Below are 11288 nucleotides of genomic sequence, written 5' to 3' on the forward strand. Positions count from 1 at the left end.
GTGCCGACCGGCGTGGCGCCGTCGGTCGGCGGCGCGTCGGTCGCCGCGCGCCCCGACCGCTCGGCCGCGCTCGCCGACTGCTCCCGGGCCTGGCGCAGCACGTCCGCGTCGGCGGTACGGCCCTCCCGCAACGCGATGACCTCCGCCTCCAGTACGCCGATCAGCTCCGACTTGTATCCGATGTCGTACGCGGCGCGTCGCATCGCCTGGTCGACCTGGGCCATCCGGTACCCGCGCAGGCCGGTGTCGAACCGGACCGCGCCCACATCGGATTCGCGCAACGGCCGGGTGCCGGGCAACGGCACGGCGTGCGAATCGGGCTCGACCGGCACCAAGCCGGGATCACGGCCGCTGACCAGCACCGTCACGCCGAATACCACCGCCGCGACGGTCAACGCCACGACCAGGAGGAGCAGAAGCTGACCCATGCACTGATCGTGGCACGACGGCCGGCCGGTAGCGACCCCACCACCCCGATCACGATCGGCGTCCACGGCGCGCTGCGGTGCGGTCGAGCGACCGGCTAGCGTCGGACCGGTCGGCGCGGCGGCGACGGTGCGGACTTTCAGGAGGCGGGCATGGCCGGGGCGCTTCGGCTGGGTGGGCGGACGTTCGACCCGCACGAGCTGGTGGTGATGGCGATCGTCAACCGCACACCGGACTCGTTCTTCGACCGGGGTGCCACCTTCGCCGCCGACAGCGCGTTGCGCGCGGTCGAACGGGCGGTGGACGAGGGCGCGGCCATCATCGACATCGGCGGGGTGAAGGCCGGTCCCGGCGAGGAGGTGGACGTCGCTGAGGAGATCCGGCGCACGGTGGACACCATCGCCGCCGTCCGGGCCGCGTTCCCGGAGGTGGTGATCTCCATCGACACCTGGCGCGCCGAGGTGGCGACGGAGGCCGTGGCCGCCGGCGCGGACCTGCTCAACGACACCTGGTCGGGCGCCGACCCGGCGCTGGCCCGGGTGGCGGCGCGGACCGGCGCGGGCCTGGTCTGCTCACACGCCGGCGGGCTGGTCCCGCGTACCCGCCCGCACCGGGCCGCGTTCGACGACGTGGTGGCCGACGTGGTCGCGACGGTGACCGGGCTCGCCGAGGGCGCGGTGGCGGCGGGGGTACGCCCCGACGGGATCCTCATCGACCCGGCGCACGACTTCGGCAAGAACACCCGGCACTCCCTGGAGATCACCCGTCGGCTGGACGAGCTGACCGGGACCGGCTGGCCGGTGCTGGTGGCGCTCTCGAACAAGGACTTCATCGGCGAGACGCTCGACCTGCCGGTGACCGAACGGCTGGAGGGAACGCTCGCCGCCACGGCGGTGTCCGCCTGGCTGGGCGCCCGGGTGTTCCGGGCCCATCAGGTCGCGCCCACCCGCCGGGTGCTGGACATGGTGGCCTCGATCCGCGGTGACCGCCCGCCCGCGGCGACCCGCCGGGGCCTGGCCTGACTGTCGTCGCCGTAACCGACCGCGAACGGCCGGGCGGACCAGCACGATCGCCGGAGGGCACGGCGGTCAGGTCCAGCGCAGGATGTTCCTACGCCAGGCATAGAGGATGCCGAGTGCCAGCACCGCCACGAACACCGCCATCTCGACCACCGTGACGAGACCGAAGCCCGGCCGGTCGAAGACCACCGCCCACGGGAAGAGGAACACCGCCTCGACCGCGAACAGCACGTACAGGTAGGCATAGACGTAGTAGCGGATCTGCATCTGCGCCCAGTCGGCGCCGACCGGATCCAGCCCGCATTCGTAGCTGGTCCGCTTGCCGGGCGGGTCGGCCGGACGCGCGGGACGTAACACTCGGTTGGCCGAGAACGCCACTACAAAGAACAGGACGCTGGCGAGCAGCAGGAGCCCGAGCGTCGCATACGAGCCCAGGTAACCGGTCACGTTCGGGAGCCTACCGCCCACCCGGAGCGGCCGTCCCAAACACGTTACGGATTTGTTTCCGGACGGGACTAGTGCACCGGGGCAACTGTTACCGAATATTGGACTCCCACCCATGTCACCGGAGGACAGATGGCCCGCGTGAAGGTTTCGCCCGATCGCCGGGCCGCAGGACGCCGTCCCACGCCCCTGCTGGTGACCTCGCTCGCGCTCGGCCTGCTGGCGACGCTCGCCGTGGCGCCGACGTGGGCCAGCGCGGCGGTGCCGCACGCGTACCCTGTCGCGGCGGCGACCGACCCGGCGAGCGAACCCGAGACGGACCCGGAGACGGACCCGGAGACGACACCGGCGCAGGAGCCCACCCCGAGCGAGGAACCGGGCGGCGATCCCGTACCGACCGAACCGGCCCCGGAGACCACCGCGCCACCGCAGGAGACGACACCGCCGGCGCCGCAGACCAGCGCCCCGGACGTCACCCCCGGCGCCGACGACCACCGCCCCGCGCCGGCGGCACGAACGGACCGCCCACACCCCGGCCGCCGGCGCCGCCGGTACCCCCGGTCCGCCCGCCGGCGCCGGGTGCGGAGGCGCCGCCGCCGAGCCCGCTCGGCGTGCAGGTCACCACGGAGGACATCACCCTCAGCGGCGCGTACTGGAACGCGGCCCGCACGGCCGCCGCGCTGCGCGTCACGGTGACCAACACCGGCACCACCGCGCAGCGTGTCCGGCTCTCCTACACCCTGCCCGTCGGCCTGACCGATGCCGGGACGAAGGGATGCACCGCGGTGGGTGGCGGCGCCTACCGTTGCGGGGCCTGGATGGCCGACGCGGGCGCACGGTTCAGCAGCGTGCTCCGGCTACAGGTGACCGGCGACGCGTGGAAGCAGATGCCCCTCAGCGGCTCCGTGCGGGTCGCCGCCGACGCGCCGGGGGTGACCGGCGAGGTGGCCGACAACCAGGGTTTCGCGGTGCTCTTTCCGCCCGGCCCGCCGGTGCCCGGGATCTCGCTCGACGCCGACGAGGTGGCCTTCGACATCAGCGGCGCGGCCAGCACTCTCGCGGTCCGACTCGGCAACACCGGCGCGGTGGACGCCGCCGGCCGGATCGAGGTGGTCCTGCCGTCCGGGGTGAGCGTGCCGACCCCACCGGCCGGCTGCGTGGCGGTGGACCCGACGCGCGTGCGGTGCGACGCCGGCACGGTGCCGGCGGAGGAGACCGTCGAGCTGCGGCTTCCGGTGGAGGCGACTCCGCAGGCCCAGCGTGAAGCGCCGCTGTCCGGCGCGGTGATCGGCCAACTCGACCCGCGCAGCGGTCCGACGCGACAGGTGCAGATGAGCTTCCGGATCACGGCCGCGGCCGCACTGGCCACCCCGGTGGTGTCGCCACCGGCGCCGACCGGCTCGCAGGGCGTACTTCCGGCCGGGGCGGCCTCCGGTGACGGCGGGATGTCCTCGGTGCAGCGCACCGCGATCATCCTGATCACGGTCTCCGGGCTCCTGGTGGTGCTGGCCCTCACGCTCGCCACCACCTCGCTGCGGCGCCGGCTGCGCGACCCGGTGTCGGAGCCGAGCCCCGCGCCCACGGACTGACGGGCGTCGTTCGAGCCGGAATCCAGGTGATCTGGATTACGGCGTGCCGGGCGAAACGTCGCAATACTGCGCAATTCCCGGCCGATTACGGTCCCAGTCGGCGGACCTGCGGGGAGGGTCGGGGGTCCGTTCGACGTAGGCTCTGGGGTGAGGAACGACAGCGACCGGACCAGCCTGGGGCGGTGCGGTGCAACCTTGCGTCAGGGAGGTCCCGTGGTCGGGCAAGGCGAGGTCACCATCATGTTCAGCCGCCCGCGCGACCGCGCCCAACGAAGCGAGGTGCAGGCGTGAGCGCGAGGAGTGAGCCGGTTTTGCGAGCCCCGCAGTCGCGAACGAAGGTGGCGCAGTGACCAAGCAGATCCGTCAACTCGACCGTGTGGTCATCCGGTTCGCCGGCGACTCCGGTGACGGCATGCAGTTGACCGGCGACCGATTCACCTCGGAAACCGCGCAGCTCGGCAACGACATCTCCACGCTGCCCAACTTCCCCGCCGAGATCCGGGCCCCCGCCGGGACGCTGCCGGGCGTGTCGAGCTTCCAGGTGCACTTCGCCGACTACGACATCCTCACGCCGGGCGACGCGCCCAACGTGCTGGTGGCGATGAACCCGGCGGCGCTCAAGGCCAACCTGGCCGACCTGCCGCGTGGCGCCGACATCATCGTCAACACCGACGAGTTCACCAAGCGCAACCTGGCCAAGGTCGGCTACCAGACCAGCCCGCTCGACGACGACTCGCTGGCCGGCTACGTCGTGCACCCGGTGGCGCTGACCTCGATGACGGTCGGTGCGCTGGCCGCCCACCAGGTGTCCAAGAAGGACGCCGAACGGTCCAAGAACATGTTCGCGCTCGGCCTGCTCTCCTGGATGTACTCCCGGCCGTACGAGTCGACGCTGCGTTTCCTGGAGCGCAAGTTCGCGGCCCGTCCCGAGCTCGTCGCGGCGAACGTGGCCGCGTTCAAGGCCGGGTGGAACTTCGGCGAGACCACCGAGGACTTCGCGGTCCGCTACGAGGTCAAGCCGGCGAGGATGCAGCCGGGCACCTACCGCAACATCACCGGCAACGCGGCGCTCTCGCTGGGCCTGGTCGCCGCCGGGGTCCGCTCCGGCCTGCCGGTCTTCCTCGGCGCGTACCCGATCACGCCGGCGTCGGACATCCTGCACGAGCTGAGCAAGCACAAGCGCTTCGGCGTCCTCACCATGCAGGCCGAGGACGAGATCGCCGCTGTCGGCGCCGCGCTGGGCGCGTCGTACGGCGGGTCGCTCGGTGTGACCACCACCAGTGGTCCGGGTGTGGCGCTGAAGAGCGAGACGATCTCCCTCGCGGTGGCCCTGGAACTGCCGCTGGTGATCGTGGACGTGCAGCGCGCCGGCCCGTCGACCGGCATGCCGACCAAGACCGAGCAGGCCGACCTCAACATGGCGCTCTACGGCCGGCACGGCGAGGCGCCGGTCGCGGTGATCGCCCCCCGGTCGCCGTCGGACTGCTTCTTCGCCGCGCTGGAGGCGGCGCGGATCGCGCTCACCTACCGCACGCCGGTGATCCTGCTGTCCGACAACTACGTCGCCAACGGCTCCGAGCCCTGGCTGCTGCCGGACGTGGAGTCGCTGCCCGATCTGCGGGTCGAGTTCGCCACCAGGCCCAACGGCGACGACGGCACCACGTTCCTGCCCTACCTGCGCGACCCGGAGACCCTGGCCCGCCCGTGGGCGATCCCCGGTACGGCGGGGCTGGAGCACCGGATCGGCGGTCTGGAGAAGGCCGACAAGACCGGGGACATCTCCTACGACCCGGCCAACCACGACTTCATGGTGCGTACCCGGGCCGCCCGGATCGAGACGATCCCGGTGCCGGACATCGAGGTGGAGGACCCGGACGGCGACGCCCGGGTGCTGGTCCTCGGGTGGGGCTCGACGTACGGGCCGATCGGCGCGGCGTGCCGCGGCCTGCGCCAGCGCGGCCTGTCCATCGCCCAGGCGCACCTGCGGCACCTGGCCCCGATGCCGGCCAACCTCGCCGAGGTGCTGCGCTCCTACGACCGGGTGGTCATCCCGGAGATGAACCTTGGCCAGCTCGCCCACGTCATCCGGGCCCGCTATTTGGTCGACGCGATCAGCTACAACCAGGTGCGCGGCCTGCCGTTCACGGCCGCCGAGTTGGAGACGACGCTGGAAGAGGTGCTGAAGAATGTCTGAGCCCGTCGCTCTCAAGCTCACCGCCAAGGACTTCAAGTCCGACCAGGAGGTGCGCTGGTGCCCCGGTTGCGGTGACTACGCGATCCTGGCGGCCATCCAGCAGTTCATGCCGGAGTTGAACATCCCCCGCGAGCGGACGGTCTTCGTCTCCGGGATCGGCTGCTCGTCGCGCTTCCCGTACTACATGAACACGTACGGGATGCACTCGATCCACGGGCGCGCCCCGGCGATCGCGACCGGCCTGTCGGTGTCCCGGCCGGACCTGTCGGTGTGGGTGGTCACCGGCGACGGTGACGCCCTCTCCATCGGCGGCAACCACCTGATCCACGCGTTGCGGCGCAACGTCAACCTCAAGATCCTGCTGTTCAACAACCGGATCTACGGCCTGACCAAGGGTCAGTATTCTCCGACCTCAGAGGTCGGCAAGATCACCAAGTCGACCCCGGTGGGCTCGGCGGACGCCCCGTTCAACCCGCTCTCGCTCGCCCTCGGCGCGGAGGCGAGCTTCGTCGGCCGGACCATCGACTCCGACCGCAAGCACCTGCAGTCGGTGCTGCGGGCCGCCGCCGAGCATGAGGGTTCGGCATTCGTGGAGATCTACCAGAACTGCAACATCTTCAACGACGGGGCGTTCGACCAGCTCAAGGACCCGTCCACGCGGGACGACTACCTGATCCGCCTGGAGCACGGCCAGCCGATCACCTTCGGTGCCGACGGGCGGTTCTGCGTGGTGCACCCGCCGGGTGGCTTCGGCCTGGAGGTCCGGGAGACCAGCTCGGTCCGACCGGAGGAGATCGTCGTGCACGACGCGACGGTGGCCGACCCGGCGTACGCGTTCGCGCTGTCCCGGCTGCCCGGCCTGGACCTGCGCAACACCCCGATCGGGGTGTTCCGGTCGGTGGACCGGCCGTCCTACGACAGTGTGGTGCAGAGCCAGCTCGCGGCCGCCAGGGCGGAGGTCAGCGAAACCCCCGAGCAGCAGCTCGCCGGCCTGCTGGGCAGTGGCGACACCTGGACGATCGTCTGACCCGTCCTTCGTGAGGAGAGCGGCCGTCCCCGGAAACGGGGGCGGCCGCTCTCGTCGTTCCGGCCGCCTCAGCTCTGGGCGGAGGCCGGCAGCCAGAGGTTGTCGATCTCCTTCTCGGCCGCCGCGAGGCTCGCCTCGTGCAGCGGGATCAGCTCGGCCATCGCCGGCACCGAGGGTGCCAGCGTCAGCTCGGCGCTGATGAAGCGGGGCTCCATGCCGGTCATCGACAGGCCGTGCGGGAGCCACGGCTCCGCGTGGTCCCAGCCGTTTCGCGGCGTGCCCTCGCCGTACCCGCCGCCGCGGGTGGCCAGCACCACGAACTCACGGCCGCCGAGCAGGCCCTCCTGGGTCGTCGGGTCGTACGCCAGGCCGGGCACGATCAGGTGGTCGACCCAGGACTTGACGCTGCTGGGCGCACCGTAGTTGTACAGCGGCAGGCCGAGCAGCACCACGTCGGCCTGCTTCACCTCGTCGACCAGACGCTCGCTGAGCTCCCAGGACTCGCGCTGGGCCGGAGTGTGCTGGTCGGGAGGTGTCATCCGGGCCAGTCCGCCCTCCGCGTCCAGGTGCGGAAGCGGCTCGGCACCCAGATCCCGGTAGGTCAGCGTGCCGTCCGGGTGGGCCGCACGCCATGCGGCGACGGCACGGGCGGTGAGCCGCCGGCTGACCGACCAGTCACCGCGAATGCTCGAGTCGATATGCAACAGATGCATTATTCCTCCTCTAGGAATCGTCTGTGCAGCACCAACTATTTATAGCAGATAGATGTTCCAACCCCTCGGTAGACTGGCTCACATGTCGCCCCTGCCCTCGGACCCCTCGGAGCACCGCTCGGGCGCGCTGCTGGACCATCTGGCCCGGCGGATGCGGCTGCGGTCCGAGTCGGTACTGGCACCGCTGGGCCTACGGCCGCGGCACCTCGTCGCGCTCACCGTGCTGCGCGACGGCGGCGGCACCAGCCAGCAGGCGCTCGCCAGCACCCTGGAAATGGACAGCACCAACATCGTCGGGCTGCTCAACGAACTGGAAGCGAAGCACCTGATCGAGCGTCGCCGCTCACCCGAGGACCGGCGACGACACGTCGTCGAGCTCACCGAGAGTGGGGCGAAACACCTCAACCAGGCGGAATGCGCCTTGGCGGGCGCCGAGGACGAGGTGTTGGGGGCGTTGCAACCCGCCGAACGGGAGACGCTCTACGAGCTGCTCCGGCGGGCCGCCTCCACGACACCGGTCGTCTGCACGGAGGCGCTCCGCGCGGACGTCGACCGCTGCTGACGCCGCAGCGGCCGGAAGGTCAGACCGTCGCGGTCGACTGGGGGCGGTCGTCGCGTACGTGCACCAGCATGTCGCCGGTCTCGATCACCGCACCGGCCCGGTCGGCCAGGGTGACCACCTTGCCCCGACGCACCAGGGCGATCACCAGCGACTCCAGCTCGCGCGGCGAACGACCCACCTCGTCCCGCTCCGCCGAACGCATCGCCAACGCCATGCCCTGACCGGGGGTGAGCAGGTCCTCCACCACGTCGATCAGCGGCGGCGCCGAGGTGGACAGGCCGAGCAGTCGACCGGCGGTGGCCGAGGAGACGATCACGTGGTGCGCGCCACTCTGCTTGAGCAGCGGCGCGTTCTCCGCCTCGCGGGCCGCCGCGATGATCCGGACCTGCCCGGCGGTGAGCTGCCGTACGGTCAACGCCACCAGCACCGAGGCGTCGTCACTGTCGGTCGCGATGATCACGGCCTTCGCGTTGTGGACGTGCGCCTCGTTCAGCACCGACGACCGCGTCGCCGATCCCTCGATCGCCACCAGCCCGGCCGAGGTGGCCTGCCGCAGGGCGGCGGCGCTGCGCTCCACCACGACGATGCGGGAGCGGTCGAGGCCGTTCTCCATGAGAGCCGAGACCGCGCTACGCCCCTTGGTGCCGTAGCCACAGATGATGACGTGGTCCTTCACGGTTCTCCTCCACCGCGACAGGCGACGGCCGGTCCGGTACTGCTCGGTCAGGACTTCCAGGGTGGTGCCGACCAGGATGATCAGGAAGAGCACCCGGGCGGGCGTGACGAAGAGGACGTTGACCATCCGGGCCGACTGGGAGGCCGGCGTGATGTCGCCGTAGCCGGTGGTGGAGAGCGACACCACCGCGTAGTAGAAACAGTCGAGCACGGTCAGGCCGTCCTCGTTGACGTCACGGTAGCCGTCCCGGCCCAGGTACACCGCGCCGACGACGGCGAAGACCAGGCCCAGGGCGGCGGCCAGCCGCAGGCTCAGCGCACTCAGCGGGCCCCGGCGCTGCGCGGGAAAATGGATCACCGTCGAACCTGCCCCGCCACCGTCGCCTGCACGCCCACAACATAGCGGGTACGCCGCACATCGCACGTCCGGGTTGGGCAGCGGACAACCGAGCCCGGCCCCGCACCCGACTACCTGACGACAACAACGAACCGGTGCAGGCCGGCAGACGGAGGGGGCGCGACCCTCGTGACGACGAGCGGCAGACGACGAGCCGAGGCCGACGACGAGTACACCGAGTACGTCCGGTCCCGGATGGTCCAGTGGCGACGGACCGCCTACCTGATGTGCGGGGACTGGGACCGGGGCGACGACATCCTGCAACGCGTGCTCACCGAGCTGTACCGCTCCTGGGCGCGAGTGCGGCAGGCGGACCACCTGGACGCGCTCGTACGCACCATGCTGCTGCGGCGGCTGATCGACGAGCGGCGGTTGCGCTGGGCGCGGGTGCGCCTCGGCGCCGCCCTGCCGGACGTGTCGACGGCCGACACCGACCCGACCGACCGGATCACCCTGGTCGGGGCGCTGCGGCAGGTGCCGCCGCGGCAACGCGCGGTCCTGGTGCTGCGGTACTTCCAGGACCTCAGCGTCGAGGAGACCGCCCGGTCCATGGGCTGCTCGACGGGGACGGTCAAGAGCCAGACCGCCAAGGGCCTGGCCACCCTGCGCACCCTGCTCAATCCCACCCTGACCGGCAACTGACAGGAGCGACGATGCTGGACGAACGCCAGATTGGCGACCTGATGCTGGCCGAGATCGAATCGGCGGAGACACCCTCCCGGGTGCTGGACGTGGAAGGGGCGATGAGCACCGCGCGCCGCCAGCGTCGCGCGGCCCGCGGCACCGGCGCGGTGCTGCTCGCGGCGGCGCTGACTATGGGCGCGTTGACCGTGCCCGACCTGCTGAACCCGGAGCGCCCGCCGGCCACCGGTTCGCCCGGCGACGCGGGGAAGGAGGCGGTGACCGGCCTGCCTGCGGCGTTGACCACGGTCGACCCCGGACGGGTGTACGTCCGGTTCGGCTGGCTGCCGGACGGGGTGCGCGACCTCCAGTACCAGGCCGGGCTGCTGCTCGCCGGCCCCGGGGTGTACCTCGGCGCGACCAGCAGCCGTCGGGGCGACCCGTGGCAGGGCGTCTCGGTCGCGCTCTATCCGCAAGGGGTGGAGCCGCCGGCGCCACAGCGGGACAGTGGGCGGCCGGCCACCGTGATCGGCACCAGCAACGGGCCCCTGCTCAACGGCGGGGCCAGCAGCTTCGTCGCCTATGCCGGTGCCGAAGCCCCGGAGGTGGTCCTGCGCTGGCGGTACGCCCCGGGGGGCTGGGTGCAACTACGTCTCGTCGGCCCGGCTGCGGCCACGACCGACAACGCGGTCCGGGTGGCCCGCTCGCTGCGCTTCGGCGACGATCCGGTCCCGTTGCCGGGGAAGGCCGTCGGCATTCCTGCCGGCCTGCGCCTGATCGCGGTCGACGTCGCCGAGTCGCTGGAGGAACCCGGCCACTGGCAGACCAGCACGCGGTGGTCGCCGGAGCCGGTCAGCGCCGAGCCCGGCCGGCAACGGGCCCGTACGCTCAGCGTCAGCATCTCCCGCTACCGGCAGGTCACCGACCCGTTCGACAAGGCGTACGCCAACCCGAACACCACAGTTGACGGGCATCCGGCGACGTTCGGCGGCTCCCGTGGCGACGAGGCACTGACCGTCTACGACGTCAACGGGGCAACCGTGGCCATCGACGACGACGCGTTGCTATCGAGCGGCGGCACTCGGGCTCTGTTCCACGCCGTCACCCTGGTGCCGGATCCGTCGGCCTGGCACACCCACCTGCGCCGATGAGACCTCGGGCCCGCGCCGAAGTGGCGGCGCGGGCCCGGCCGGGTCCGCCGGGACGGCCGTGAACGGGCATGATGGGGGTGTCCGCCAGACGACCGCGAGAGTGAGGTCCGCATGTCGTTGCTGCGACGAGTGATCGGCGGAGTGCTGCGTCGGCTGCGTCAGAGCCAGGGCCGCACGCTACGCGAGGTGGCCGCGTCCGCCGGGGTTTCCGTGCCCTACCTGTCCGAGGTGGAACGGGGTCGCAAGGAAGCCTCCTCCGAGGTGCTTGCGGCGATCTGCCGGGCGCTCGGCATCCGCCTCTCCGACCTGCTCGAAGAGGCCCGCGACGACCTGCGCCGGGTCGAGCCCCGCATTCCGAGCGCGCCGCGCGCCGCGCTGACCCGGCGCGAACGGGTCGAGGTGAGCCGCCGCGCCGCCGGCCAGCACGCCCTGCGGACGAGCAGGCCGACCCTGGATCGCGGGCCGGGGGC

Annotated in this window: 12 protein-coding genes; 8 read left to right on the forward strand and 4 right to left on the reverse strand. The window is 71.8% G+C overall.

Annotated elements, in window-relative coordinates:
- Positions 1-428: DivIVA domain-containing protein (locus JNW91_RS25640; protein WP_203177940.1), on the reverse strand; the 428-nt coding region annotated here is incomplete at its 3' end.
- 150 nt (positions 429-578) lie between these two features.
- Between JNW91_RS25640 and folP the strand changes: the two genes are divergently transcribed.
- Positions 579-1448, forward strand: coding sequence for a dihydropteroate synthase (gene folP / locus JNW91_RS25645; protein WP_203177941.1), 870 nt, complete (start codon positions 579-581; stop codon positions 1446-1448).
- Positions 1449-1514: 66 nt separating this feature from the next.
- Here the strand turns inward: folP and ndhC are convergent, their stop codons facing one another.
- Positions 1515-1892 carry an NADH-quinone oxidoreductase subunit A gene (gene ndhC, locus JNW91_RS25650; RefSeq protein WP_139587019.1) on the reverse strand — a complete coding sequence of 126 codons (378 nt, stop codon included), beginning with the start codon at positions 1890-1892 and terminating at the stop codon, positions 1515-1517.
- A 608-nt stretch (positions 1893-2500) separates the two neighbouring features.
- Here ndhC and JNW91_RS25655 point away from each other — a divergent pair.
- The 3 genes from JNW91_RS25655 (at position 2501) to JNW91_RS25665 (ending at position 6699) form a co-directional block, all read left to right on the forward strand.
- Entirely contained in the window at positions 2501-3478 is a 978-nt protein-coding gene (locus tag JNW91_RS25655; RefSeq protein WP_238425691.1) for a hypothetical protein, read from the forward strand.
- A gap of 346 nt (positions 3479-3824) precedes the next feature.
- Positions 3825-5672: a 2-oxoacid:acceptor oxidoreductase subunit alpha gene (locus JNW91_RS25660; RefSeq protein ID WP_203177942.1), complete on the forward strand. Its 1848-nt coding sequence runs from the start codon at positions 3825-3827 to the stop codon at positions 5670-5672.
- On the forward strand, positions 5665-6699 hold the full coding sequence (locus JNW91_RS25665) for a 2-oxoacid:ferredoxin oxidoreductase subunit beta (protein WP_203177943.1): 1035 nt from the start codon (positions 5665-5667) through the stop codon (positions 6697-6699). Before JNW91_RS25660 ends, JNW91_RS25665 begins: the two co-directional genes overlap by 8 nt.
- A 68-nt stretch (positions 6700-6767) precedes the next feature.
- Here JNW91_RS25665 and JNW91_RS25670 read toward each other — a convergent pair whose 3' ends face one another.
- A complete protein-coding gene (locus JNW91_RS25670) occupies positions 6768-7412 on the reverse strand; it encodes an FMN-dependent NADH-azoreductase (RefSeq protein ID WP_238425692.1) in 645 nt (214 codons plus the stop codon).
- An 82-nt stretch (positions 7413-7494) separates the two neighbouring features.
- Between JNW91_RS25670 and JNW91_RS25675 the strand changes: the two genes are divergently transcribed.
- The gene (locus JNW91_RS25675) at positions 7495-7974 is read left to right on the forward strand and encodes a MarR family winged helix-turn-helix transcriptional regulator (RefSeq protein ID WP_203177944.1); all 480 of its coding nucleotides are present in this window, start codon (positions 7495-7497) and stop codon (positions 7972-7974) included.
- A gap of 19 nt (positions 7975-7993) precedes the next feature.
- Here the strand turns inward: JNW91_RS25675 and JNW91_RS25680 are convergent, their stop codons facing one another.
- Positions 7994-9007, reverse strand: a complete 1014-nt coding sequence (locus JNW91_RS25680; RefSeq protein ID WP_203177945.1) for a potassium channel family protein — start codon at positions 9005-9007, stop codon at positions 7994-7996.
- 168 nt (positions 9008-9175) lie between these two features.
- On the opposite strand from JNW91_RS25680, the gene JNW91_RS25685 reads away from it, so the two are divergent.
- The 3 genes from JNW91_RS25685 to JNW91_RS25695 form a co-directional block, all read left to right on the forward strand.
- Positions 9176-9688, forward strand: coding sequence for a SigE family RNA polymerase sigma factor (locus tag JNW91_RS25685; protein WP_309244484.1), 513 nt, complete (start codon positions 9176-9178; stop codon positions 9686-9688).
- Positions 9689-9699: 11 nt separating this feature from the next.
- Positions 9700-10818, forward strand: a complete 1119-nt coding sequence (locus JNW91_RS25690; protein ID WP_203177946.1) for a hypothetical protein — start codon at positions 9700-9702, stop codon at positions 10816-10818.
- A gap of 111 nt (positions 10819-10929) precedes the next feature.
- Positions 10930-11288, forward strand: a 359-nt coding sequence (locus JNW91_RS25695) for a helix-turn-helix domain-containing protein (RefSeq protein WP_238425693.1), incomplete at its 3' end; no start/stop codon positions are given.

Source organism: Micromonospora parastrephiae, assembly GCF_016802865.1.
In the GTDB taxonomy this organism is placed as follows: Bacteria; Actinomycetota; Actinomycetes; order Mycobacteriales; family Micromonosporaceae; genus Micromonospora; species Micromonospora parastrephiae.